Below are 24,779 nucleotides of genomic sequence, written 5' to 3' on the forward strand. Positions count from 1 at the left end.
GTTACCTTGCCTGATCCTTGACTGCTCAAGTTCATGTCCTCGGTTCAGGAGCCGGTCGCGCGGGCGGCGCGGCGCTGTCGCTTGCCGAGGGGCGCCTGGGAGAGGTCCTCGGCGGTGGTCCGCAGGTGTTTGAAGCCGTAACCGCGCTCCGTCAGCCAGGACTTCGCCGTCTCCTCGGCCACCTCCGTCGCCTCCAGGATGTCCTCCTCTTCCTCGCCGGTGGCGGAGAACCGGAACACGAAGGCGGGGCGGGCGGCGATGTCGTAGGTGAGGGTCCCCTCGGGCGTGAAGGCGGCGCGCAGGGGGTCGTGGGCGGCGGCGTCGGCCGACAGGGCGGCGCGCTGGGCCTCGGTGAGGCCGTCGAAGACGCCGCGAACGGCGATGCGGAAGGTCCGTGTGGTCATTCCGCGACCCTAGGCGGAGCCGGGGGCAGCGCTCCACCGGGTTTCGGTGGCCGGGGCGGAGGACCGGGCCGGGGTCCGAGCGCCTGCCCGCGGCCCCGGCGGCGGCCCGCGTGGCGCCACGCCACCGGTCCCGCCGGTTCGCCGCACCCGGTGCTTCCGCGGGACCGGCGGGCGCTGGCCGGAAGTCGTCACCGGTGTGAGCAGCGGGTTCTAGGCTCGGTCGCGCTGGACGATCCCGACGGTCTCGGTGAAGGAGCCTGATCAGCAGTGGAGGACAAGCGCGTTGTCGTCGTGACCGGCGGGGGCTCGGGCATCGGGCGGGCCACGGCCCGGATGCTGGCCGAGGCGGGGCACCACGTCGTCGTCTCCGGCCGGCGGCCGGAGCCCCTCGAGAGTCTCGCGCGGGAGACGGGAGCGCTGGCGCACCCGGCCGACGCCGGGGACCCGGAGGCGGCCGAGGGCCTCGTCCGGGCGGCCCTGGAGGCGTACGGGCGCCTCGACGGCGTGGTGCTGAACGCGGGCATCGGGCGCGGCGGAGCCGTGGGGGACATGTCGCTGCGGGACTGGGACGAGGTGATGCGCACCAACGTCACCGGCCCGCTCCTCCTGCTGCGCGCCGCGATCCCGCACCTGCTGGAGACCCGGGGGGCGGTGGTCGCCGTCGCCTCGGTGTCGGCGCTGCGCAACGGCACGAGCAACGCCCCGTACGCCACGTCCAAGGCCGCCCTGCTCCAGCTCTGCCGCTCCGTGGCCGTCGACTACGGGCGCCGGGGGGTGCGGGCCAACATCGTGTGCCCCGGCTGGGTGCGGACCGAGATGGCCGACCGGCGCATGGCGCGCTTCGCGCAGGAGGCCGGTCTGCCGGGCGGCGGCACGGAGGCCGGCTACGAGGAGGTGACCAGGCCGCTGCCCCAGGGGCGTCCCGGCGAACCGCGCGAGGTCGCCGAGGCGATCGGCTGGCTGCTGTCCCCGGCGGCGTCGTACGTCAACGGAGCGGTGCTGACCGTCGACGGCGGGACGACGGCCCTCGACCCCGGGACGCTCGCCTTCGACCACCACATCGCGCCACGCGTCACGGACCCGGCCTGAACGCCTGCCCCCGCTGAGCACCGCCCGTACCGATCACCCCCGGCGCGTACGCGGCGGGCACGCCGGGCCTCGTGCTTCACGGCCGGTGCGCCGGGGCGGACCGGTCGCGGCAGGGGAGCGCGTCGGCCATCGCGGACCACATCCGGGCGATCCCCAGCAGTGTCTCGGGGCTCCCGTGGACGACCCCGGGCAGGGGGCGCGGGCCGGACGGCGGCACGCCGCCGAGCACCGCCCGCCGGGCCTGGCCGACGGCACCGGCCAGCGCGGCCGACGCGAGGCGGTCGTCGGGCACCCCCGCCCGCCGGGCGTGCCGATGGGCCCTCTCGTAGGCGTCCGGCTGGACGTACTCCTGCAGCGTCAGCAGCGCGTCGTACGTCTCGATGGTCTGCCGGTGCGCCTGGAGCACCGGCGGGCAGCGCGGCCACAGCACCTCCTGGAGCCGGGTCCGCCGGGGGCCGGCGAGGGCCACGTGCGGCACCGCCGTCACCAGGTCGCGCCAGAGCGGCCACAGCCGCCAGGTGGTCCGGAGCGCGGCCGCCGACCGGCCCAGGGCGGTCGCGGTGGGGACCAGCAGCGAGGCCGCCCGCAGGAGGCCGTGGGCCCCCATGACCACGGACAGGCCGGGGAGCAGGCCCGGGGCCAGGCCGTAGAGGTGGCAGAGGTAGCCGGACCAGAAGACGAGGGCGAGGACGCTGCCCGCCGCGAACAGCCGCAGCGACCAGACGAGGTCACGCTCCCGCGTGCGCAGGCTGTACCGCCAGCAGACCACCAGGGCGACGGCGTCCCCGAGGATGTGGGCGGCGACGAGGATCAGCCAGTAGGCGGCCGCGGCGGACGCGGGCCCCTGCACGGCCGCCGTCCCCTCGGGCGACCGGTCGGCCCGCACCAGGTCCAGCAGGAGCAACGACCCCAGGGCGGCCGTCAGTCCCACCGTGACGCACCGCCGCGGGTACGGGGAGCGGCGCGCGTCGATCACGAACAGCAGGACCAGCCCCGCGCTGAGGACCCCGATCAGATTGCGGACGAGGGACACCGTGTGGACGTCCACGCCGTGGGAGGTGAGCCCCTTGACGATCCGCGGCTGGAAGAGGGTGATGGCGGTGGTCGCCGCGAGGACGGTCACCCACAGCCCCCGCAGGTGCGGCCGGCGCAGCGCGGGCCGCGCACGCCAGACGAGGGCGGACCACAGGGCGAGGACGCTGACGAGCCCGACCCGGGCGGCCAGTTCACTCACCGGCATCGGAGGCCACTCCCAGGAACGCGCCGAGGCGTCCCAGCGGCCCGGTGACCGGGCCGGCGGTCCCGGCGCTCTGGATCAGGCTGGCGATCATCTCGGCCTCCTGCTCCTCGGCGGTCGTGTAACAGGCCCTCGCCATCAGCCGCCTGAGGAGCTGCGGCCGCGGGTCCGCCAGCAGCCGCGCGGCCAGCCGCCCGTCGTCGTCCGTGAGGCTGCGGTGGTGGTCGCACAGCACATGGCCGATCTCGTGCAGGATGATGTGTTCGCGGTGCACGGGCGCGGTCCGGGCCTCGTAGAAGACGTAGTCGGCGTCGTCGGTGCCCAGCCAGAGCCCGCACGCCCCGGTGGCCGCGGCCTCCTCGGGGAGTTCCCGCAGCACGAGCGGACGGCCCCTCAGCTCCTCCACCCGCTCGTGGAGCTCCTCCAGGGAGAGCGACCGCCGCACCCCCAGATCGCGCAGGATCGCGGTGCACCGGCGCCGCAGCGCGGCGTACTCGCTGGTTCTCCGCACCGCTCGTGCCACCCCCCGTTCGCTGGTCTCACCGGCCGGACCGGCTGGGGTGTCCTTCCGCCGCCGTCGCACCGGGCAGGGCGGTCCCGGCGGCGTACTCCCACTGCCGTCCCACGCGCTCGCCGGCCCTCCGCCGCCGGACTCGTCCGCCGGGCCCCCGGCACGGCCCGCGCGGCAGGCGGAGGCGGTGGGGCCGCACGGCCCACCTAAGCAGGTCGTCCGGCCTCTTGCACACGCCCACCGGCCCTTTCGGTCGCCCTTTGGCGAAATCCGTCTCCTGCCCGGCGCGGGCGGCGGCGCGGCGGGCGCACACCGCACGGAACGTCGTCCCCGTGACCGCCGCCGCGGCCTCCGGCCGCCGGTCCGCCGCCGCCCGTGCCCCCGCCGCGGGCGGCCGTACGGCGGAAACGGGCGCCGCACCACGGGTCTCCGCGGACCGCCTACCCTTGACCGCATGACCAGCAGCAGCGACCGAAGCCCGGCAGTGGACGTTCCCGCCCCCAGGAGTTACGAGATCCGCACCTACGGGTGCCAGATGAACGTCCACGATTCCGAGCGATTGGCCGGGCTGCTCGAAGAGGCCGGATACGTACGGGCCCCTGAGGGTTCGGACGGCGACGCGGACGTCGTCGTCTTCAACACCTGCGCGGTCCGCGAGAACGCCGACAACCGGCTGTACGGCAACCTCGGCCGGCTCGCGCCGCGGAAGGTCTCCCGCCCCGGCATGCAGATCGCGGTCGGCGGCTGTCTGGCGCAGAAGGACCGGGACACCATCGTGCGCAAGGCGCCCTGGGTGGACGTCGTCTTCGGCACGCACAACATCGGCAAGCTGCCGGTCCTGCTGGAGCGCGCCCGGGTCCAGGAGGAGGCGCAGGTCGAGATCGCCGAGTCCCTGGAGGCGTTCCCCTCGACGCTGCCGACGCGCCGCGAGAGCGCGTACGCGGCCTGGGTGTCGATCTCCGTCGGCTGCAACAACACCTGCACCTTCTGCATCGTCCCGGCCCTGCGCGGCAAGGAGAAGGACCGCCGTCCCGGTGACATCCTCGCCGAGATCGAGGCTCTGGTCGGCGAGGGCGTCTCGGAGATCACGCTGCTCGGCCAGAACGTCAACGCCTACGGCTCCGACATCGGCGACCGGGAGGCGTTCAGCAAGCTGCTGCGCGCCTGCGGGAACATCGAGGGCCTGGAGCGGGTCCGCTTCACCTCGCCGCACCCCCGCGACTTCACGGACGACGTGATCACGGCCATGGCCGAGACGCCGAACGTGATGCCGCAGCTGCACATGCCGCTCCAGTCCGGCTCGGACACCGTCCTGAAGGCGATGCGCCGCTCGTACCGCCAGGAGCGGTACCTGGGGATCATCGAGAAGGTGCGGGCCGCCATCCCGCACGCCGCGATCACCACCGACATCATCGTGGGCTTCCCGGGCGAGACCGAGGAGGACTTCGAGCAGACGCTGCACGTGGTCCGCGAGGCCCGGTTCGCCCAGGCGTTCACCTTCCAGTACTCCAAGCGCCCCGGCACCCCCGCCGCGACCATGGAGGACCAGATCCCCAAGGAGGTCGTCCAGGCGCGCTACGAGCGGCTCGTCGCCCTCCAGGAGGAGATCTCCTGGGACGAGAACAAGAAGCAGGTCGGCCGCACGCTGGAGCTGATGGTCGCCGAGGGCGAGGGCCGCAAGGACGGAGCCACCCACCGCCTGTCCGGCCGCGCGCCCGACAACCGCCTCGTCCACTTCACCAAGCCGGACGAGGAGGTCCGCCCCGGGGACGTGGTCACCGTCGGGATCACGTACGCCGCGCCGCACCACCTCCTCGCCGAGGGCCCCGTCCTCGGTGTGCGCCGCACGCCCGCCGGGGACGCGTGGGAGAAGCGGAACGCCGCCGAGGCCGCCAAGCCGGCGGGCGTCATGCTCGGCCTGCCGAAGATCGGGGTGCCGGCCGCGCTGCCGGTCACCGCGGGGAGCGGCTGCGGCTGCGACTGAGGGAGCGCCACGGCGAGAGCCGTGGCGACCGCGACGGCACCGCGGCGTACGCGGCGCCGGGGTGCCGGGCTCCTGGCATGGGCGAGGAGATCCCGGCGGGCGCCTCTTCGCCGGGTGTCGTCCACCCGGTACGGCATGGTGGGTGACCCGGTGACCCGGTGACCCGGTGACCGGGCGATCCCGGTCGTGGTCGGTAACGGCCCGGACGCCGTGGGGCCGTGGTCCTCGTCCCGCTGCCGCGGGGCGTCGCGGGCGCGTCGGCCGGGGAGTGCCGTGCGGCCTGCCCACCGGGTTACGCTGCCGATCATGCTTGTCGCCGCCGCAGTCTGCCCCTGCCCGCCGCTGCTCGTGCCCGAGGTGGCCGCGGGTGCCGCGCCCGAACTGGACGCCGCGCGCGCGGCCTGCACGGACGCGCTCGGCGTGCTCGCCGCCGCGCGCCCCGACCTGCTGGTGGTCGTCGGCGCGGCCGGCCGGGACGGGCGCGGCCCGTTCCCGCAGGGCGCCCCGGGCACCTTCCGCGGCTTCGGGGTCGACCTGGACGTACGCCTCGGGACCGCGACGGGCCCCGTCACGGAGCGCGAGCTGCCCGCCTCGCTGGCCGTCGGCGCCTGGCTGCTGGAGCGGACCGGCTGGGCCGGCGCCCCGGTCGAGGGGCTCGGCGTCGGGGAGGACCTGGAGCCGGAGGGGTGCGCCGAGACCGGGCGGCACCTGGCCGGGCGGGCCGATCGCGTGGCGCTGCTGGTGATGGGCGACGCGAGCGCCTGCCGCACGCTCAAGGCGCCGGGCTACCTGGACGAGCGGGCGGCGCCCTTCGACGCGGAGGCGGCCCGGGCGCTGGCCGAGGCGGACGTGCCGGGCCTGGCCGCGCTGGACCCCGCACTGGCCCGGGAGCTCCAGGCGGCGGGCCGCGCCCCCTGGCAGATCATGGCCGGGGCGGCCGAGGACGCGGACCTCACCGGCGCGCTGCTGTACGAGGACGCGCCGTACGGCGTCGGGTACCTGGTCGCCACCTGGTCCTGAGCCCGCGAGGCACACCCCCGAGGTCCGGCCGCCGAGGCACGCGCGCGTGGCGGGTGCGCGTGTCCCGTAGCCGCACGGACTCCGGGACCGCGCACCGCCGTGCCGCCCTGTGCCGGCGGGGACGCGTACCGCGTACGGCGTCGGCTCATGAAGCCGGGGGCGGCCCCTCCGGACGGGTCGGGGTCATGGGGTCGGGGGTCGGGGGTTCCGTGCCGCCCTTGTGCGCGAGGCGGTCCATCGCCTCCTTGGCCTTGCCCGTGCCCGCGTGGATCTTGTCGCTGTACTTGTGCTTGGTCCGCTCGTCGACGGCCTTGGCGGCCTTGTCGATCCCGTGCTGGACCTTGTCCCCGTGCTGCCGCGCGAGGTCCGACACCTTGTCCTTGGCCGGGCCCAGCCTGGCCTTCACGTTGTCCATCAGACCCATGGTCCACCTTCCCTCGCGGGACAGTCGTGTGTGCGGGCGTCCTCGCCGGCCCCGCGGCCGCCGGCCGTCCGCGCGGGTCGCTGGGGACCGTTGCCCAGGGACGGCGGTGGTCCCGGTGTCCGGTCCGTGTCGTCGGCCGACCGTCCGGTCACGCGCTCGCGCCCGTCGCCGGCCGTCCTCACCGCCTCCGCCGGTCCGGCCGCCCGCGTCTCCGGGAGGCCCGACCGGCCGAGTCGGTCCGGCCCGTACGGTCCGCCACGGCTCCGCCGGCCGCCCACCGGCACGGGGCGCGCGCCCCGGAACTCCGAAGACGTTTCCGACCTGCCGGAAGGCCCTTGCGAACACGCCCTTCGTCCACTTCACACGGTACTCGTACGGACCGGGTCCCGCGTCGCCCGCTGCGTACGGTTGCGCCGTCCGGGTCACCGCCTTCCGCGCGCCCGGCGGGCGGCGGCCCTGCGCCGGGAACGGCGGGGGCGCACGCCGTCACGCGCCCCGTTCGAGACCCCGACCGCGGGTTTGGGAGACTGGTGCGGTGAGCAGTGCATCCCCCGCCCCCCGAGTCATCGCCGTCGTCGGACCCACCGCGGCCGGAAAGTCCGATCTCGGCGTCTTCCTGGCCCAGCAGCTCGGCGGCGAGGTGGTCAACGCCGACTCCATGCAGCTGTACCGGGGGATGGACATCGGCACCGCCAAGCTGACGCCCGAGGAGCGCGGCGGCGTCCCGCACCACCTGCTGGACGTCTGGGACGTGACGGTCACCGCCTCGGTCGCCGAGTACCAGCGACTCGCCCGCGCGCGCATCGACGCGCTGCTCGCCGAGGGCCGCTGGCCGATCCTGGTCGGCGGCTCCGGTCTGTACGTCCGGGGAGCCGTCGACAACCTTGAGTTCCCCGGCACCGATCCCGAGGTCAGGGCCCGGCTGGAGGAGGAGCTGGCGCTGCGCGGTCCGGGCGCGCTGCACGCCCGGCTGGCCGCCGCCGACCCGGAGGCCGCGCGCGCGATCCTGCCGGGCAACGGCCGCCGCATCGTCCGCGCGCTGGAGGTGATCGAGATCACCGGCCGGCCCTTCACGGCCAATCTGCCCGGCCACGACTCCGTCTACGACACCGTCCAGATCGGCGTCGACGTGGGCCGCCCGGAGCTGGACGAGCGCATCGCGCGGCGGGTCGACCGGATGTGGGAGGCGGGCCTCGTGGACGAGGTGCGCGCACTGGAGGCGCAGGGCCTGCGCGAGGGGCGCACGGCTTCGCGTGCGCTCGGTTACCAGCAGGTTCTCGCGGCACTCTCCGGCGAGTGCACCGAAGCGGAAGCCCGCGCCGAGACCGTGCGTGCCACCAAGCGCTTCGCGCGCCGCCAGGATTCGTGGTTTCGGCGCGATCCCCGCGTGCACTGGTTGAGCGGGGCCGTCGCGGACCGCGGGGAACTTCCGCACCTGGCCCTGGCGTTGGTCGAACGACCGGTCACAGCCTGATCACGTGATGGCATCGGGATGCGCCGCCGGTCATCGGGGCCTTCGGCGCCGTGCCATCATCGTGCTTCGATCGACCAAGTGGAGCCTAGTTGGGAGGGCGCGTGGCGATGGAGGCCGGCCCTCGCGACACCGCACGAAGTACCGAGCACCCCGCTACGGGGGGTGACCGTCCGGGCGCCGACGACGACCGCCCGGACCCGGAACGCCCCCGGGTGAACGGCGCGCACACGAACGGTGTGCGCCTGCCCGCCCCGCCCCGCAACGGCCCGGCCGACGACCGCGTGGCCACCGAGGGCCCGGACACCGGCACCCCGGCCACCGACCGCCTGTCCCGGAGCCTGCCGGCCGGCGCCCCGCGGCCCGGCCCGGCCGCGGACCCGCAGGCGGAGGACCGGCTGACCGACGACGGACCCGACGACATCCCGGACACCGTCACCGCCGACGGGCCGACTCCCGAGGAGATGTACCCGGGCGGTCCCGAGGTCGAGGTCGAGCTGCGCCCGCAGCGCCGGCTGCGCGTCTGGCAGCTCGCGCCCATCGTGGGTCTCGCCGCCGTCGGCTCCCTGATGTTCGCCTTCCCGCTCGCCTTCGACTTCGGCGACAGCGGCGCGGTCATCGCCATGCTCGGCCTGCTGATCTGCTCCTGCGCGGCCGGCTGGGGCATGATGGCCGCCCGCCGGGTGGGCCACACCTGGCCGGGGCTGCCGCCCAGGGGTTCGGGCCGCCGCCCCGACTGGCGCGTCGTACTCGCCTACACGCTGGTGGTGGCCGTGGTCGTGGTCCTCGCCGTCTGGCGCGTGGCGCGGCTCCGCTGAGCCCCCCGGCCCGGCGCGGCCGGAACGCCCCGGCGGGGACACGGCTCCGGCCCGCCGACCGGTACCGGACGACCCCTCCCACCAGCCGTTCCCCCTTCCCGCCCGTCGGCTCCCGGGGGCGGCGAACCCGTACGATCGAGGGATGAGCACACCGATCGCCTTCCTCAAGGGCCACGGCACCGAGAACGACTTCGTGATCGTCCCGGACCCCGAGAACGCCCTCGACCTCTCCCCGGCCGCCGTGGCCGCGCTGTGCGACCGCCGGGCGGGCATCGGCGGCGACGGCGTGCTCCACGTGGTGCGGTCCGCGGCGCACCCGGAGGCCCGGGCGATGGCAGGCGAGGCCGAGTGGTTCATGGACTACCGCAACGGCGACGGCTCCGTCGCCGAGATGTGCGGCAACGGTGTGCGTGTGTTCGCGCGCTACCTCCAGCACGCGGGACATGTGACCGAAGGTGATCTCGTCATCGCCACGCGCGCGGGTGTGCGTGCCGTGCACATCGCGAAGGACGGCGACGTCACCGTCGGCATGGGCCGCGCCCGCCTCCCCGAGGGCGACGTCACGGTGACCGTCGGTGAGCGGAGCTGGCCCGCGCGCAACGTGAACATGGGCAACCCGCACGCGGTGGCGTTCGTCGCCGACCTGGCCCACGCCGGCGACCTGCTCGCCGCACCGCCGGTCGCCCCGGCCGCCGCCTACCCGGACGGTGTGAACGTCGAGTTCGTCGTCGACCGGGGCACCCGCCACGTGGCCATGCGCGTGCACGAGCGCGGGTCCGGCGAGACCCGTTCGTGCGGCACGGGCGCGTGCGCCGTCGCCGTGGCCGCCGCCCGCCGGGACGGCACCGACCCCGCCGTCACCGGCACCCCGGCGACCTACACCGTCGACGTGCCCGGCGGGCGGCTGGTCATCACCGAGCGGCCCGACGGCGAGATCGAGATGACCGGACCCGCCGTGATCGTCGCCGAGGGCGGGATCGACGCCGAGTGGCTGGCCCGTACGCTCGGCTGACCCGGCACCGCACGAACGCGGACGAGCCCTTCCGCCCGGCCCGCCCCCGGGGCCGAGGCGGTTCGAAACCGCGGCCGAGTCCTGGGCACCTGACGCAAAATCTAAACCTCGTTTTCGTCCCTCGTAGGGGTGATCCGTTTCACGCTCGGCGGGAGGCGGTCCGTCGTACGTGGCGGGCTCGGTAGCATCAAGCACCGGCACGGACGGGGGAACGCCGCCAAACCCTGAGCCGCGTGCGCCCTGGGGCTCCGTCCGCCGGTCCACGAGCCGGAGGTGCCCATTGAGTGCGGAGGCCACGAACCCTGCGACGCCTGGCCCGGTAGCGCCCCCAGCGTCACAAGCGCTCACGGCGTCCGCGTCGCCGCGCAGGAAGGCCCGGCCGCGGATCGACCTGCGCCGGCTGGGCCGCGCCGCGCTGCTCGGCCCCGCCGCCCGCGGCAGGCTGCCCGACGCGATCGGCCACGTCGTGGAGGCGCACCGGGCCCACCACCCCGACGCCGACCTGGAACCGCTGCGCCGCGCCTACGTCCTCGCGGAGTCCTCGCACCGCGGCCAGATGCGCAAAAGTGGTGAGCCGTACATCACGCACCCCCTCGCCGTGACCCTCATCCTCGCCGAACTCGGTGCCGAGACCACGACCCTGACGGCCTCCCTGCTGCACGACACGGTCGAGGACACCGAGGTGACGCTGGACCAGGTGCGGGAGCAGTTCGGCGAGGAGGTCCGCTACCTGGTCGACGGCGTCACCAAACTGGAGAAGGTCGACTACGGAGCCGCCGCCGAGCCCGAGACCTTCCGCAAGATGCTCGTCGCCACCGGCAACGACGTGCGCGTGATGTCGATCAAGCTCGCCGACCGCCTGCACAACATGCGCACCCTCGGGGTGATGCGCCCCGAGAAACAGGCGCGGATCGCCAAGGTCACCCGGGACGTCCTCATCCCGCTCGCCGAACGCCTCGGCGTGCAGGCTCTCAAGACCGAGCTGGAGGACCTGGTCTTCGCCATCCTCCGCCCCGAGGAGTACGCGCACACCCGCGAGCTCATCGCCCGGAACGCCGCCCGCCCCGGCGACCCGCTCGCCGAGGTCGCCGACGAGGTGCGCGGGGTGCTGCGCGAGGCCGACATCCCGGCCGAGGTCCTGATCCGCCCCCGGCACTTCGTCTCCGTCCACCGGGTGGCCCGCAAGCGCGGCCCGCTGCGCGGCACCGACTTCGGCCGCCTGCTGGTGCTGGTGAACGAGGACGCGGACTGCTACGCCGTCCTCGGCGAACTGCACACGTGCATGACACCGGTGGTCTCGGAGTTCAAGGACTTCATCGCCGTACCGAAGTTCAACCTGTACCAGTCCCTGCACACCGCCGTCGCCCGCCCCGACGGCGAGGTCGCCGAGGTCCTCATCCGCACCCACCTGATGCACAAGGTCGCCGAGGCCGGTGTCGTCGCCCTCGGCAACCCGTACGCGCCCGGGACCGACACCCCGGCCGCCGCCGCACCCGGCCCGGAGACCGCCGACGGGGAACGCGTCGACCCGACCCGCCCCGGCTGGCTCTCCCGCCTCCTCGACTGGCAGCAGGCCGCCCCCGACCCCGACACCTTCTGGTCCACCCTGCGCGAGGACCTCGCCCAGGACCGCGAGATCACCGTCTTCCGCCCCGACGGCGGCGCCCTCGGCCTGCCCGAGGGAGCCACCTGCGTGGACGCCGCCTACGCGCAGTACGGCGAGGACGCGCACGCCTGCATCGGCGCCCGGGTCAACGGCCGCCTGGCCACCCTCAGCACGGTCCTGCGCGACGGCGACACGGTCCAGCTCCTGATGGGCCAGGACCCGGCCTCCGAACCGTCCCGCGAATGGCTGGAGCACGCCCACACACCGGCCGCCCGCATCGCCATCCAGCGCTGGCTGGCGACCCATCCCGGCGGCACCGCCGACCCGGACGACGGCAGCGGCGGCACGGGCGGGCCGGACGGCGCCCGCACCGCGCCCGCCGGGACCGCCGCCACCCGGGCGGCCACGGCGGCGCCCGGGGAGACGGCGGCGGCCCGTCCCGAAGCCGCCGCGGCCGGTGCCCCCGCGCGCCCGGCGGACGGCTCCCCGGCCGCCCGCGCCCCCCGCGCCGACGTCCTCGTGGACCCGCCGGGCGCCTCCGCACGGCTCGCCGGGTGCTGTACGCCCGTACCACCGGACGAGATCACCGGTTTCGCGGTGCGCGGGGGAGTGGTCACCGTGCACCGCGCGGAGTGCGCCGCCGTGGAGCACATGAAGGGCAAGGGGCGCGCGGAGGTCGGCGTGCGCTGGGGGGAGACCGCCGCATGCCGGGTCACCCTCGTCGCCGAATCGTTCGGCCGTCCCCACCTGCTCGCCGACCTCACCGAGGCGATCGCCCTCCAGGGCGCCGAGATCGTCTCCGCCACCGTCGAGCCGCCCAGCCAGCAGCGCGTGCGCCACACCTACACCCTCGAGCTCCCCGACGCGGCCCGGCTCCCGGCCCTGATGCGCGCCATGCGGGACGTGCCGGGCGTGTACGACGTGGGCCGGGCGCGGCACCAGTCACCGGCCTCCTGACGACGGCGTCCGGCCCACCCGTTCGGGTGGGCCGGACGCGCGTCGCCGCCGTGGGCCGGGCCCGCACTGGTAGCGGTGGTCCATGCCGCTCACCGCCCTCCCCCGCGCTCGGACCAAGCCCCCGACCACCACGCACCGGATGCCGACCGGAGCCTCCCCGCACGGGCCGGGGACCGGCCCGCGCAAGCCCCGGCGCGCGGTCCGTCGGCACCGGACGGCGGCGCTGCTCGCCTCCGCCGTCTGCGCCTGCCTCGTCGCCGCCGCGGCCCCGGCCGTACCGCTCGGCATCGGCGACCGGCTCTACCCGTACCTGGGGAACCCGGGGTACGACGTCGCCGCGTACGACCTCTCCTTCACCTACTCGGGCGGCAACGACAAGCCGCTGGACGCCGTCACCACCCTCGACGCCCGGATCACCGCCCGCCTGGACCGCCTCAACCTCGACTTCGGCCACGGCACCGTGCGCTCGGTCGAGGTCGACGGCCGCCCCGCCGGCTTCGCCCGCGCCGGCGAGGACCTGGTCGTCACCCCCCGGCACCCGCTGGTCCCCGGCACCTCGACCCGGATCACCGTGCGGCACACCAGCGACCCCGTCCCCGGCAAGGACCAGCAGGGCGGCTGGGTGCGCACCTCGGACGGCCTCGCCATGGCGAACCAGGCCGACGCCGCCCACCTGGTCTTCCCCTGCAACGACCACCCCTCCGACAAGGCGCGGTTCACCTTCCGGATCACCGCGCCGAACGGCTACACCGCCGTGGCCAACGGGCTGCCCGCCGGCGCCGTGCGGTCCGCCGCCACCACCACCTGGACCTACCGCGTCCGGCACCCCATGGCCACCGAACTCGCCCAGGTGTCCATCGGCCGCTCCGCCGTCGTGCACCGGGAGGGACCGCACGGGCTGCCCCTGCGCGACGTCGTGCCCGCCGCCGACCGCAAGGCCCTCGAACCCTGGCTCGCGAAGACGCCCGGCCAGATCACCTGGCTGGAGGACAAGGTCGGCCGGTACCCCTTCGAGACCTACGGCGTGCTCATGGCACAGGCGACCACGGGCTTCGAACTGGAGACGCAGACCCTCTCGCTCTTCGAGAAGCACCTGTTCACCGAGCCCGCCTACCCCAAGTGGTACATCGAGTCGGTCATGGTGCACGAGCTGTCCCACCAGTGGTTCGGCGACAGCGTCTCCCCGCGCACCTGGTCCGACGTCTGGCTCAACGAGGGGCACGCCACCTGGTACGAGGCGCTGTACGCCGACGAGACCGCGCAGCGCCCCATGGAACGGCGGATGAAGGCCGCGTACGGCGCCTCCGACCGCTGGCGGGAGGCCGGCGGCCCGCCCGCCCGGCCCAAGCCGCCCGCCCCCGGGCAGAAGATCGACCTGTTCCGGCCCAACATCTACGACGGCGCCGCCCTCGTGCTCTACGCCCTGCGGCAGGAGATCGGCCGGCCCGCCTTCGAGCGGCTGGAGCGGCTCTGGGTCCGCGGCCACCGCGACTCCACCGCCACCACCGCCGACTTCGTCCGGCTCGCCTCGGCCGTCGCCGGCCGCGACCTCGGCGGCTTCCTGACCCCGTGGCTTTACGGCGGGAAGACCCCGCCCATGCCCGGCCACCCGGACTGGAAGCCGGAGGCGCCCGGCAAGACGGCCGAGCCCCGCGCCCGGCGATAACCCGATGACGAGACGTGGCGTACCGTGCGACCATCTACGGGTCGGCGCGGACACGAGTCGCGGGGAATCTCCCGGGGTACCCGTGTGTTGAAGGAACCGAGCGACCAGCCGGCCGCCGCACCGACGCCACGACGGCATTCCCATCGACGTAAGGATCCAATGACCTCCTCTTCTTCCGCTTCCCAGGACACCAAGCGCGTCGCGCACACCTACCCCGAGGGTCTCCGGGCCGATGCCCTGATGGAAGAGGACGTCGCCTGGAGCCACGAGATCGACGGCGAGCGGGACGGCGACCAGTTCGACCGCACCGAGCGCGCGGCCCTGCGCCGCGTGGTGGGCCTGTCCACCGAGCTGGAGGACGTCACCGAGGTCGAGTACCGACAGCTCCGCCTGGAGCGGGTCGTACTCGTCGGCGTGTGGACCACCGGCACCGCGCAGGACGCGGACAACTCCCTCGCGGAGCTGGCCGCCCTCGCCGAGACCGCGGGCGCGATGGTGCTCGACGGTGTCATCCAGCGCCGCGACAAGCCCGACGCGGCCACCTACATCGGCTCCGGCAAGGCCGCCGAGCTGCGGGACGTCGTCCTGGAGACGGGCGCCGACACCGTCATCTGCGACGGTGAGCTGAGCCCGGGCCAGCTGATCCAGTTGGAGGACGTGGTCAAGGTCAAGGTCATCGACCGCACGGCCCTGATCCTGGACATCTTCGCCCAGCACGCCAAGTCCCGGGAGGGCAAGGCGCAGGTCGCGCTCGCGCAGATGCAGTACATGCTGCCGAGGCTGCGCGGCTGGGGCCAGTCGCTGTCCCGGCAGATGGGTGGCGGTCGCGGCGGCCTCGCCACGCGTGGTCCCGGTGAGACCAAGATCGAGACGGACCGGCGCCGGATCCGCGAGAAGATGGCGAAGATGCGCCGGGAGATCGCGGAGATGAAGACCGGCCGCGAGATCAAGCGCCAGGAACGCCGGCGCAACAAGGTGCCGTCCGTCGCCATCGCGGGCTACACCAACGCCGGCAAGTCCTCGCTGCTCAACCGCCTCACGGGCGCCGGCGTCCTGGTCGAGAACGCCCTGTTCGCGACCCTGGACCCGACCGTCCGCCGCGCGGAGACCCCGAGCGGCCGGCTGTACACGCTGGCGGACACCGTCGGCTTCGTCCGGCACCTGCCGCACCACCTGGTCGAGGCGTTCCGCTCCACCATGGAGGAGGTCGGCGACTCCGACCTGATCCTGCACGTGGTGGACGGCTCGCACCCGGTCCCGGAGGAGCAGCTCGCCGCCGTACGCGAGGTGATCCGGGACGTCGGCGCCACCGACGTGCCCGAGATCGTCGTGATCAACAAGGCGGACGCGGCCGACCCGCTGGTCCTGCAGCGGCTGCTCCGGGTCGAGAAGCGCTCGATCGCGGTCTCCGCCCGCACCGGCCTGGGCATCGAGGAACTGCTCGCCCTGATCGACGACGAGCTGCCCCGCCCCTCGGTCGAGGTCGAGGCGCTCGTGCCCTACACGCACGGCAAGCTCGTCGCCCGCGCCCACACCGAGGGCGAGGTGATCTCCGAGGAGCACACCGCGGAGGGCACCCTGCTCAAGGCCCGGGTGCACGAGGAGCTGGCGGCGGACCTGGCGCCCTACACGCCGGTCTCCGCGGCCTGACCCACGACGGCACGAAGGCCCGCCACCCACCCGGGCGGCGGGCCTTCGTCCTGCTCACCGCCCCCTGCTCACCGCCCGGCGAACTGCTCGCTCACCGAGTCGTACACGCCCTTGGCCACGTCACCGAGCCGGGGGCCGGCCAGCCAGCCCGCGTCCACCGGCCCGATCGACGTGTTGGACACCAGCACGGGCTTGCCGTCCTCGCCCGTCTCCACCCAGCCGCCGCCGGAGGAGCCGCCGGTCATGGTGCAGCCGATCCGGTACATCGTCGGGTCGGACCGTTCGAGGGAGAGGCGTCCCGGCTTGTCCTCGCACCGGTACAGCGACTGGCCGTCGTACGGCGCCGCCGCCGGGTAGCCGGACGCGGTGATCTCCCGCACCTGCGGCACGGCCGGCGCGTCGAAGTCCACCGGCAGCGCCCCGCCGACCGTCTCCTCCAGCGACTTGCCGCCGCTGCCCTGCTCCGGCGTCACGTGGACGACCGCGAAGTCGTACGAGGCGCCGTCACCGCCCGTCTTGCCGCCCTGGTTGATCCACTGCTGCGAGGTCTTCGCCGCGTCGGCCCACCACACGCCGTACGGGGCGATCTCGGACCGGCCGGCCTTGTCCACCTCCGCCGACGACATGCCCTGGTCGTTGTACGACGGCACGAACGCGAGGTTGCGGTACCAGCCGCCCTTCTTGCCGGCGTGCACACAGTGACCGGCCGTCCAGACGAGGTTGGACTTGCCGGGGTGCGCCGGGTCCCGCACGACGGTCGCCGAGCAGACCATGGTGCCCTCGGGCGAGTCGAAGAGCAGTTTGCCCGCCGTGGCGGCGTTGGTGTGGTACGGCGGCGCGACCGGCTGCGCCTTCACCGGCCGCGGCGTCGGGTCCGTCACGCCCTGGTCACCGGAGATGTCGTTGTCGTCGACACCCCGGTCCGGGTCGTCGGCGCCGCGCATCCGGTCCGGGTCCCACAGCCCGCTGATGACCGGGTTGATGAAGTCGTTGGCCTCGCGCAGCCAGTCCTGCTTGTTCCAGTCCTTCCAGGCGCCGTTCTTCCACTTGTCGATGTCGAAACCGTGCTCCTTGAGCCTCTTCCTGAGGTCGTCCGGGATCCTGACCTTCCCGTCGCCGGCGCCGGCCGCGGTCGCGGCGGGGGACGCGTCGCCGCCCGCGTTGTCGTCACCGTCTCCGTTGCAGGCGGTGGCGGTCAGTGCCAGTGCGGAGACGAGGGCGACCGCCGTCAGTGAGGCCGGGGTGCGGCGACCGCCCCTTCCTCGCCGAGCGGTGAACGACGGCCGTATGGATCGCATGGTGGTGACTCCCCTGCTTCGAAAAGGACTGCGGCGCTCCGGCCCGGCACCTGCGGCGAACCCGTGGCGGGTTCACGCCGGTTCCATGACCTTCCGGGAACGGCACCACACACTATGCGGTCGCCGTGGGGGAGTTCTGCCGGGACGGCAACGGTTCCGTCACAGGCTGCCTGAACCGGAGCTGGACGAACGGGGGCTGACGCTGCACGGGGACTGACGCGGGGCCGGCCGCGGGCGGTTCGGCCGCGCTTCTCGGGACGACCCGTAACCACCCGAACGTTTCGGGGTTGTAGCCGTTGGGGCCGCTGCCCGTGCCCCGAACACCACTCGCCGTCGAGTAGCCGGGAGGACAACGCGCCGTGGCCATTACGGAGTCGATGGCCGGAGAGCCACCAGGGGGAGCGCCGGCCGTGCAGGAGGCGATCCTCAGGCGCCAGTCGGCGCGCGAGTCCGCCGCGCGCACCTACGCCCGCGCGCTGCCCATCGTGCCGGTGCGGGCCCGCGGGCTCACCGTCGAGGGCGCCGACGGCCGCCGGTACCTGGACTGCCTCTCCGGCGCCGGGACCCTCGCCCTCGGTCACAACCACCCGGTGGTGCTGGAGGCCATCCGCAAGGTCCTCGACTCAGGTGCTCCCCTCTCCGTCCTCGACCTCGCCACCCCGGTCAAGGACGCCTTCGTCACCGAGCTGTTCCGCACCCTCCCGCCCGGTCTCGCCGACCGCGCCCGGGTCCAGTTCTGCGGGCCGGCCGGCACCGACGCCGTCGAGGCCGCCCTCACCCTGGTCCGCACCGCGACCGGCCGCTCCGGCACCCTCGCCTTCACCGGCGCCTACCACGGCATGACCGCCGGCGCCCTGGCCGCCTCGGGCGGCGCCCGGGACGTGCGGGTCACCCGCCTGCCCTTCCCTCAGGACTACCGCTGCCCGTTCGGCACCGACGGCCCGGCCGGCGCCGAACTCGCCGCCCGCTGGACCGAGTCCCTGCTCGACGACCCCAAGTCCGGCGTACCGCTCCCGGCCGGCATGATCGTCGAGCCCGTCCAGGGCGAGGGCGGCGTACACCCCGCCCCGGACGACTGGCTGCGCCGCATGCGGCAGCTCACGGCGGACCGCGGCATCCCCCTGATCGCCGACGAGGTCCAGACCGGCGTCGGCCGCACGGGCGCCTTCTGGGCCGTCGGCCACAGCGGCATCACCCCCGACGTCATGGTCCTGTCCAAGGCCATCGGCGGCAGCCTTCCGCTTGCCGTGATCGTCTACCGCGACGACCTCGACACCTGGCAGCCCGGCGCCCATGCGGGCACCTTCCGCGGCAACCAGCTCGCCATGGCCGCGGGCACCGCCACCCTCGCCCACGTCCGCGAGAACGCCCTCGACGAGCGAGCCGCCGACCTCGGCTCCCGCATGCTGACCCGGCTCGCGGAACTCGGCCGCGCGTACGCCTGCGTCGGAGAGGTCCGGGGACGCGGGCTGATGATCGGCATCGAACTCGTGAACCCGGACGCCGAGCGGACCGCCCCCGAGGAACCCCCCGCCTCCGACGCCTCCGACGCCTTCGTTGTCTTCGGTGGCACCGAGTCCGCAACCGGTGGCCGGACGGCCCGGCCGGGAGCCCGCCGCACTGCGCACCCGGCCGCGCCGGAACTCGCCGCCGCGGTGCAGCGCGAATGCCTCCGGCGCGGCCTGATCGTCGAACTCGGCGGCCGGCACGCCTCCGTGGTCCGGTTGCTGCCGCCCCTGACCATCAGCGACGAGCAGGCGACGGCCGTACTCGACCGCCTGGCCGACGCGGTCGCGGCGGCGGCCCGCCTGCACCGGCCTCCCGGCCCGCACCGGCAACGACAGCCGGGCCCCGCCGAGCATGCGGGCTGACCGTGCCGGAACCCGCTCCCGGTCCGCCGCACGGGAGCCCGTTCCCCGGCCACCGTCCTGTCCCGCTCCGTCCACCTCCTTCTCCGTTCCCTTCCGGGCGGCCACGCCGGGCCCGACCGCCGGCACCGCCCGCACAGCCGACTCGTCGCCGCCCCGCTCCGCCACCCCGGCCGCGCCACCGCCCCGTCCGCACGGTCACCGGGCAAGGGCACCGAGCGGAGGCCGGGCACGACCGCACCGCACCACTCCAGCCCCAGAGGAGCCGTCATGAACGCCACCCCCAGCCCCGACGGCCGTTCCGGGGCCCCCGACGAGCAGGGGGACTCCGGCACCCCGCCCCCCGCCGTCCCGTTCACCGACTCGGTCCCCCAGCAGAAGAAGCGGGAGGTGGACCTCACCCGGTGGACGACGCCCGGCGCCGACCCCCTGGAGGACCCCGACCCCGGCACCGCGGCCCAGGCCGCCGCCGTCGAGAACCTCCTGCGGTGCTGGGTCCGGGAGACCGGTCTCACCGCTCCCACGGCCGCGAGCCTCCGCATCCCGCTGCCCGCCAGCGGCACCGCCCTCATCGCGCCGGTCCGGTACTGGTCCCCGACGGGCTGGCACCGCTTCGGCCTCCCGCGCCTGGCCCACGCCCACGCCGGCGCGCCCCCCGCCGACGCCGTCACCCTCGCGGCCCTGCTCGTCCGGGAGTCCGCCGCCGCACCGCCCGGCACCCCGCACGTCCCGGCCCCGGCCACCACCGGCCCCGACGACCGCACCGGCCCGGACCACCGCACGGGCCCCGACCACCGCACGGGCCATGACCACCGCACGGGCCCCGACCACCGCACGGATTCCGAGCACCGCACGGCTACCGACCACCGCACGGGTCCCGACCCCGACGGCACCGGCACCGGCCCCGACCTCGCCGACCGCCTCGGACCCGCCGACGGCCCGAACCCCGGCTCCGGTGACGGCGCCGGTGCCGTCACCGATCCCACCACCGCCGGACGCGCCGCCCCGGGGCCCGCCGACGGTGCCGCTCCCGCCGACGGCGACCGGGGCGATCTCGTCACCAGGGTGGCCGACTCCGTACGCCGTACCGCGGACTTCATCCGGCACCGGCGCGAGCACCCCGCCGACACCCGCGACCTCTTCCTCGCGGCCGAACAGGCACTCCTCCTCGGGCACCCGCTGCACCCGACACCCAAGAGCCGGGAGGGACTGACCGAAGCCGAGTCCCGCCGGTACTCACCCGAGACACGCGGCTCCTTCCCCCTGCACTGGTTCACCGTCGACCCCTCCCTCCTCGCGACCGACTCGGCCTGGACCGAACGCGGCCGCCCCGTTCCCGCCGACCACCTCCTCCGCCGCCTCGCGGGGACCGGCCTGCCCCTGCCCGACGGCCACGCGGCCCTGCCCCTGCACCCCTGGCAGGCGCGCGAGGTACGGCACCGGGCGCCCGTCGCCGCGCTGCTCGACTCCGGGCTCCTCCGCGACCTCGGCCCCCTCGGCGCCCCCTGGCACCCCACCTCCTCCGTCCGCACCGTCCACCGGTCCGGGGCCCCCGCGATGCTCAAGCTGTCGCTGGGCCTGCGCATCACCAACTCCCGCCGGGAGAACCTGCGCAAGGAACTCCACCGCGGAGTCGAGGTCCACCGGCTGCTGCGCACCGGTCTCGCCGAGCAGTGGCAGACGGCGCACCCCGGTTTCGACATCGTGCGCGACCCGGCCTGGCTCGCCGTCGACGACCCGGACGGCCTGCCCGTGCCCGGACTCGACGTGGTGATCCGGCACAACCCGTTCACCCCGGCCGAGGACGCCGGCTGCGTCGCCGGACTCGTCTCGCCCCGTCCCCTCGCCGCGCCGCCGGACCAGGGCGCGGCAGGGCACGCCACCCGGCCGATGCGGTCCCGCCTCGCCCAGCTCCTGGCCTACCTCACCGCACGCACCGGCCGGCCCCCGGGCGCCGTCGCGGCGGAGTGGTTCCTGCGCTACCTGGAGCACGTCGTCCGTCCCGTCCTCTGGTTGGACGGCGAGGCCGGCGTCGCCCTCGAAGCCCACCAGCAGAACACCCTGCTCCTGCTGGACGGCGACGGCTGGCCCACCGGCGGCCGCTACCGTGACAACCAGGGCTACTACTTCCGCGAGTCCCGGCGAGCCGAACTGGACGCGCGGCTGCCCGGCATCGGCGAGCGCAGCGACACGTTCGTCCCGGACGCGGTCGCCGACGAACGCCTCGCCTACTACCTGGCCGTCAACAACGTGTTCGGCCTGATCGGCGCCTTCGGCTCCCAGCGCCTCGCCGACGAGCGACTCCTCCTCGCGGCCTTCCGCCGCTTCCTGGCCACGCTGGCCACGGGACCCGACCCGCTGCGCAGCTCCCTGCCCGGCCACCTGCTCGACTCACCCGTGCTGCGCTGCAAGGCCAATCTGCTGACCCGCCTGCACGGTCTCGACGAACTCGTCGGCCCGGTCGACACCCAGTCCGTCTACGTCACCATCGCCAACCCCCTCCACTCCTGAACGAACCGTCCGCGTCCCGGCCGAGCGGACCCCACCACCCTCCCCGCACCCGGGAACATCTCCCACCTCGTCCCCCGAGAGGAACGCACCGTGCCTCCCACCGACGCGTCCGCCGGAGCCGGCCCCCGCCCCGCCCACCCGGCCGGTGCCTTCCTCGACGGACCCGCCACCTGGGGCCCGGTCGCCACACCCGCCGGCCCCTTCCGCCTCGCGCCCGTAGACATCGGCCGTGACCTGCCGCTCGTCCACCGCTGGATGAACGACCCCGCCGTCGCGGACTTCTGGGAACTGGCCGGGCCCCCGGACCGGACGGAGGACCACGTGCGGGCCCAGCTCCGCGGCGACGGACGCAGCGCTCCCTGCCTCGGCGTGCTCGGCGGGACCCCGATGAGCTACTGGGAGATCTACCGCGCGGACCTGGACCCGCTGGCCCGCCACTATCCGGCCCGGCCGCACGACACCGGGATCCACCTCCTCCTCGGCCGGGCCGCCGACCGGGGACGCGGACTGGGCTCCGTCCTGCTCCGAGCCGTCGCCGACCTGGCCCTCGACCGGCGCCCCGCCTGCACCCGCGTGGTCGCGGAACCCGACCTCCGCAACACCCCCTCCGTCGCCGCGTTCCTGAGCGCCGGTTTCCGGTTCGCGGACGAGGTCGACCTGCCCGGCAAGCGGGCCGCCCTCATGATCCGGGACCGGACCTTGCGCCATGCCCTGTAGCGCAGTGTCACGCCGTGCTCACCATGAGATACGAGTGGCGGAGTCGCGGTGTTCCCACTCCGGTGAAAAAGTTCGGCGACCCGCGCCGTCCAGCGGCGCCACCTGGGGTGCACGCCGGACGCCCACCGGCGCCGACGGCCGGAGCCCGCACCGCAAGCGTGGCGTGGCGCCCACCTCGACCACCGCCCGCGGGCGACCCGGCCGAGTCGGCCCCCCCGCCCGCCACCTGCCTCCCGGCCATTCGACCTTCCGGAGACCACCGGGGCGCACGCCGGAAGCGCACCCGCGCCCCCGTACCTCCACCCCGCACCCCAACCCGCCGCCCCGGCCCGCCGGGAGCCCGGCTGTGATCCCGCCCGCCGCGTCCGGGACGAGCCCCCGATTGTCGGTGCGGGGCCGTAGGGTGGTCGGGCTATGACGAAGCCCTCCCTCCCCGAACTCCTGCATGCCGCCGTCTCCGCTGTCGGCGGCACGGAGCGCCCCGGCCAGGTGACCATGGCCGAATCCGTCGCCGAGGCGATCGACGACGGATCCCACCTGCTGGTCCAGGCCGGCACCGGCACCGGTAAGTCGCTGGGCTACCTCGTGCCCGCGCTCGCGCACGGGGAGAGGGTCGTCGTCGCGACGGCCACGCTGGCCCTCCAGCGCCAGCTCGTGGAGCGGGACCTGCCGCGCACGGTCGACGCGCTGCACCCGCTGCTGCGCCGCCGGCCCGAGTTCGCGATGCTCAAGGGCAGGTCCAACTACCTGTGCCTGCACCGACTGCACGAGGGCATGCCGCAGGACGAGGAGGAGGGGCTCTTCGACCAGTTCGAGGCCGCCGCGCCCACCAGCAAACTGGGCCAGGACCTGCTGCGGCTGCGGGACTGGGCGGACGAGACCGAGACCGGCGACCGCGACGGTCTCACTCCGGGTGTCTCCGACCGTGCCTGGGCCCAGGTGTCGGTGTCCTCGCGGGAGTGCCTGGGCGCGTCGAAGTGCGCGTACGGCGCCGAGTGCTTCGCGGAGGCGGCCCGTGAGCGGGCCAAGCTCGCCGAGGTGGTGGTCACGAACCACGCCCTGCTGGCCATCGACGCCATCGAGGGCGCCCCGGTGCTGCCGCAGCACGAGGTGCTGATCGTGGACGAGGCCCATGAACTGGTCTCCCGGGTCACCGGCGTCGCCACCGGCGAACTCACCTCCGGCCAGGTCAACCGGGCGGTGCGGCGGGCCGCCAAGCTCGTCAACGAGAAGGCCGCCGACCAGCTCCAGACCGCGGCCGAGGGCTTCGAGCGGCTCATGGAACTCGCTCTGCCGGGCCGCCTGGAGGAGATCCCGGAAGACCTCGGCTACGCCCTGACGGCGCTGCGGGACGCCGCCCGCACGGTCATCTCCGCGATCGGCGCCACGCGCGACAAGTCGGTGCAGGACGAGGACGCGGTCCGCAAGCAGGCACTGGCCTCGGTGGAGACGGTCCACGACGTGGCGGAGCGGGTCCTGAACGGCTCGGAGTGGGACGTCGTCTGGTACGAGCGGCACGACCGCTTCGGCGCGTCCCTCCGGATCGCCCCCATGTCGGTCTCCGGACTGCTCAGGGAGAAGCTGTTCGCCGACCGGTCCGTGGTCCTCACCTCGGCCACGCTCAAGCTGGGCGGTGACTTCAACGGCGTCGGCGCCTCCCTCGGGCTCGGCCCGGAGGGCACGGAGGGCGAGGACCTGCCGCAGTGGAAGGGGGTCGACGTCGGATCGCCCTTCGACTACCCCAGGCAGGGCATCCTGTACGTCGCGAGGCACCTGTCCCGCCCCGCCCGGGACGGCGAGCGCACCGACATGCTGGACGAGCTGACCGAGCTGGTCCAGGCGGCGGGCGGGCGCGCCCTCGGCCTCTTCTCGTCCATGCGCGCCGCGCAGCTCGCCGCGGAGGAGCTGCGCTCCCGGATCCCGGAGTTCCCGATCCTGCTCCAGGGCGAGGAGACGCTCGGCGAACTGATCAAGAACTTCTCGGCCGATCCGAAGACGTGTCTCTTCGGCACGCTGTCGCTGTGGCAGGGCGTCGATGTGCCCGGACCCAGCTGCCAGCTCGTCGTCATGGACAAGATCCCGTTCCCGCGCCCCGACGACCCGCTGATGAGCGCACGCCAGAAGGCGGTGGAGGAAGCGGGCGGCAACGGCTTCATGGCGGTGGCCGCCACCCACGCGGCCCTCCTCATGGCGCAGGGCGCCGGCCGTCTCGTCCGGGCCTCCGGGGACCGGGGCGTCGTGGCCGTGCTGGACCAGCGGCTGGCCACCGCCCGGTACGGCAGCTATCTCAAGGCGTCACTGCCCGACTTCTGGTACACCACGGACCGTAACCAGGTCCGCAAGTCGCTCGCCGCGATCGACGCGGCGGCGCGGCAGGCGGAGGCGGAGGCGGAGGCGGAGTGAGCGGGCGGGGGCCCCCCCGGCCCCGGGGGGCCCCCCGGGGGGGGGGGGGGGCGCGGGGCCCCCCCGGGCCCGGGCGGCCCCCCCCCCCCCGCCCAGGTTTGGGGGGCCCGGGCCGGGGCGGTGGCAACCCACA

Annotated in this window: 18 protein-coding genes; 13 read left to right on the top strand and 5 right to left on the bottom strand. The window is 74.8% G+C overall.

All coding sequences use genetic code 11. The annotated features are described in order from the left end of the window. Window positions 1-44 precede the first annotated feature (44 nt). On the bottom strand, window positions 45-404 hold the full coding sequence (locus ACZ4K2_RS24895) for a DUF6204 family protein (RefSeq protein WP_467476051.1): 360 nt from the start codon (window positions 402-404) through the stop codon (window positions 45-47). Window positions 405-671: 267 nt separating this feature from the next. Between ACZ4K2_RS24895 and ACZ4K2_RS24900 the strand changes: the two genes are divergently transcribed. After that, window positions 672-1,493, top strand: coding sequence for an SDR family NAD(P)-dependent oxidoreductase (locus tag ACZ4K2_RS24900; protein WP_467476050.1), 822 nt, complete (start codon window positions 672-674; stop codon window positions 1,491-1,493). A gap of 76 nt (window positions 1,494-1,569) precedes the next feature. Here ACZ4K2_RS24900 and ACZ4K2_RS24905 read toward each other — a convergent pair whose 3' ends face one another. Further along, window positions 1,570-2,733, bottom strand: coding sequence for an MAB_1171c family putative transporter (locus tag ACZ4K2_RS24905; RefSeq protein WP_467476049.1), 1,164 nt, complete (start codon window positions 2,731-2,733; stop codon window positions 1,570-1,572). Beyond that, window positions 2,720-3,241, bottom strand: coding sequence for a regulator component (locus tag ACZ4K2_RS24910; protein ID WP_467476048.1), 522 nt, complete (start codon window positions 3,239-3,241; stop codon window positions 2,720-2,722). The genes ACZ4K2_RS24905 and ACZ4K2_RS24910 overlap by 14 nt, the downstream gene beginning before the upstream one ends. 454 nt (window positions 3,242-3,695) lie before the next feature. Here ACZ4K2_RS24910 and miaB point away from each other — a divergent pair, with 454 nt between their 5' ends. Together miaB and ACZ4K2_RS24920 are read left to right on the top strand one after the other, a co-directional pair. Beyond that, window positions 3,696-5,225, top strand: a complete 1,530-nt coding sequence (gene miaB, locus ACZ4K2_RS24915; RefSeq protein ID WP_467476047.1) for a tRNA (N6-isopentenyl adenosine(37)-C2)-methylthiotransferase MiaB — start codon at window positions 3,696-3,698, stop codon at window positions 5,223-5,225. A 306-nt stretch (window positions 5,226-5,531) separates the two neighbouring features. Next, a complete protein-coding gene (locus ACZ4K2_RS24920; RefSeq protein WP_467476046.1) occupies window positions 5,532-6,245 on the top strand; it encodes a class III extradiol dioxygenase subunit B-like domain-containing protein in 714 nt (237 codons plus the stop codon). Window positions 6,246-6,390: 145 nt separating this feature from the next. Here ACZ4K2_RS24920 and ACZ4K2_RS24925 read toward each other — a convergent pair whose 3' ends face one another. Next, on the bottom strand, window positions 6,391-6,669 hold the full coding sequence (locus ACZ4K2_RS24925; RefSeq protein WP_467476045.1) for an antitoxin: 279 nt from the start codon (window positions 6,667-6,669) through the stop codon (window positions 6,391-6,393). A 535-nt stretch (window positions 6,670-7,204) separates the two neighbouring features. On the opposite strand from ACZ4K2_RS24925, the gene miaA reads away from it, so the two are divergent. The 6 genes from miaA to hflX all read left to right on the top strand — a co-directional run bounded on the left by miaA (window position 7,205) and on the right by hflX (window position 15,849). Further along, complete coding sequence (miaA, locus tag ACZ4K2_RS24930; protein ID WP_467476044.1) at window positions 7,205-8,143, top strand: tRNA (adenosine(37)-N6)-dimethylallyltransferase MiaA; 939 nt, start codon at window positions 7,205-7,207, stop codon at window positions 8,141-8,143. A gap of 338 nt (window positions 8,144-8,481) precedes the next feature. Beyond that, window positions 8,482-8,958 carry a hypothetical protein gene (locus ACZ4K2_RS24935; protein ID WP_467476093.1) on the top strand — a complete coding sequence of 159 codons (477 nt, stop codon included), beginning with the start codon at window positions 8,482-8,484 and terminating at the stop codon, window positions 8,956-8,958. Window positions 8,959-9,100: 142 nt separating this feature from the next. Next, complete coding sequence (gene dapF / locus ACZ4K2_RS24940) at window positions 9,101-9,970, top strand: diaminopimelate epimerase (protein WP_467476043.1); 870 nt, start codon at window positions 9,101-9,103, stop codon at window positions 9,968-9,970. A 280-nt stretch (window positions 9,971-10,250) separates the two neighbouring features. Then, window positions 10,251-12,533, top strand: a complete 2,283-nt coding sequence (locus ACZ4K2_RS24945; protein WP_467476042.1) for a RelA/SpoT family protein — start codon at window positions 10,251-10,253, stop codon at window positions 12,531-12,533. Between the two features lie 139 nt (window positions 12,534-12,672). Continuing rightward, window positions 12,673-14,199 (top strand): M1 family metallopeptidase, encoded by a 1,527-nt coding sequence (locus ACZ4K2_RS24950; RefSeq protein WP_467476041.1) that lies wholly within the window; start codon window positions 12,673-12,675, stop codon window positions 14,197-14,199. A gap of 159 nt (window positions 14,200-14,358) precedes the next feature. Next, a complete protein-coding gene (gene hflX / locus ACZ4K2_RS24955; RefSeq protein ID WP_467476040.1) occupies window positions 14,359-15,849 on the top strand; it encodes a GTPase HflX in 1,491 nt (496 codons plus the stop codon). A gap of 68 nt (window positions 15,850-15,917) precedes the next feature. On the opposite strand, the gene ACZ4K2_RS24960 is transcribed toward hflX, so the two are convergent. Beyond that, window positions 15,918-17,147, bottom strand: coding sequence for a trypsin-like serine peptidase (locus ACZ4K2_RS24960; RefSeq protein ID WP_467476039.1), 1,230 nt, complete (start codon window positions 17,145-17,147; stop codon window positions 15,918-15,920). A gap of 377 nt (window positions 17,148-17,524) precedes the next feature. Between ACZ4K2_RS24960 and ACZ4K2_RS24965 the strand changes: the two genes are divergently transcribed. The 4 genes from ACZ4K2_RS24965 to ACZ4K2_RS24980 all read left to right on the top strand — a co-directional run bounded on the left by ACZ4K2_RS24965 (window position 17,525) and on the right by ACZ4K2_RS24980 (window position 24,646). After that, on the top strand, window positions 17,525-19,018 hold the full coding sequence (locus ACZ4K2_RS24965; RefSeq protein WP_467476092.1) for a diaminobutyrate--2-oxoglutarate transaminase family protein: 1,494 nt from the start codon (window positions 17,525-17,527) through the stop codon (window positions 19,016-19,018). A gap of 267 nt (window positions 19,019-19,285) precedes the next feature. Continuing rightward, window positions 19,286-21,526 (top strand): IucA/IucC family protein, encoded by a 2,241-nt coding sequence (locus tag ACZ4K2_RS24970; RefSeq protein ID WP_467476038.1) that lies wholly within the window; start codon window positions 19,286-19,288, stop codon window positions 21,524-21,526. Window positions 21,527-21,616: 90 nt separating this feature from the next. Then, the gene (locus ACZ4K2_RS24975) at window positions 21,617-22,243 is read left to right on the top strand and encodes a GNAT family N-acetyltransferase (RefSeq protein WP_467476037.1); all 627 of its coding nucleotides are present in this window, start codon (window positions 21,617-21,619) and stop codon (window positions 22,241-22,243) included. Window positions 22,244-22,657: 414 nt separating this feature from the next. Then, entirely contained in the window at window positions 22,658-24,646 is a 1,989-nt protein-coding gene (locus ACZ4K2_RS24980) for an ATP-dependent DNA helicase (protein ID WP_467476036.1), read from the top strand. The last annotated feature ends 133 nt before the right edge of the window (window positions 24,647-24,779 follow it).

The organism is Streptomyces sp. NPDC025833 (genome assembly GCF_055558055.1).

Excerpts from the sequence above, each read along its gene's own strand:
- ACZ4K2_RS24895 (WP_467476051.1), bottom strand. The coding sequence starts at position 404 with ATGACCACACGGACCTTCCGCATCGCCGTTCGCGGCGTCTTCGACGGC.
- ACZ4K2_RS24905 (WP_467476049.1), bottom strand. The coding sequence starts at position 2,733 with ATGCCGGTGAGTGAACTGGCCGCCCGGGTCGGGCTCGTCAGCGTCCTC.
- miaB (WP_467476047.1), top strand. The coding sequence starts at position 3,696 with ATGACCAGCAGCAGCGACCGAAGCCCGGCAGTGGACGTTCCCGCCCCC.
- ACZ4K2_RS24920 (WP_467476046.1), top strand. The coding sequence starts at position 5,532 with ATGCTTGTCGCCGCCGCAGTCTGCCCCTGCCCGCCGCTGCTCGTGCCC.
- ACZ4K2_RS24925 (WP_467476045.1), bottom strand. The coding sequence starts at position 6,669 with ATGGGTCTGATGGACAACGTGAAGGCCAGGCTGGGCCCGGCCAAGGAC.
- dapF (WP_467476043.1), top strand. The coding sequence starts at position 9,101 with ATGAGCACACCGATCGCCTTCCTCAAGGGCCACGGCACCGAGAACGAC.
- ACZ4K2_RS24950 (WP_467476041.1), top strand. The coding sequence starts at position 12,673 with ATGCCGACCGGAGCCTCCCCGCACGGGCCGGGGACCGGCCCGCGCAAG.
- hflX (WP_467476040.1), top strand. The coding sequence starts at position 14,359 with ATGACCTCCTCTTCTTCCGCTTCCCAGGACACCAAGCGCGTCGCGCAC.
- ACZ4K2_RS24960 (WP_467476039.1), bottom strand. The coding sequence starts at position 17,147 with ATGCGATCCATACGGCCGTCGTTCACCGCTCGGCGAGGAAGGGGCGGT.
- ACZ4K2_RS24965 (WP_467476092.1), top strand. The coding sequence starts at position 17,525 with ATGGCCGGAGAGCCACCAGGGGGAGCGCCGGCCGTGCAGGAGGCGATC.
- ACZ4K2_RS24970 (WP_467476038.1), top strand. The coding sequence starts at position 19,286 with ATGAACGCCACCCCCAGCCCCGACGGCCGTTCCGGGGCCCCCGACGAG.
- ACZ4K2_RS24980 (WP_467476036.1), top strand. The coding sequence starts at position 22,658 with ATGACGAAGCCCTCCCTCCCCGAACTCCTGCATGCCGCCGTCTCCGCT.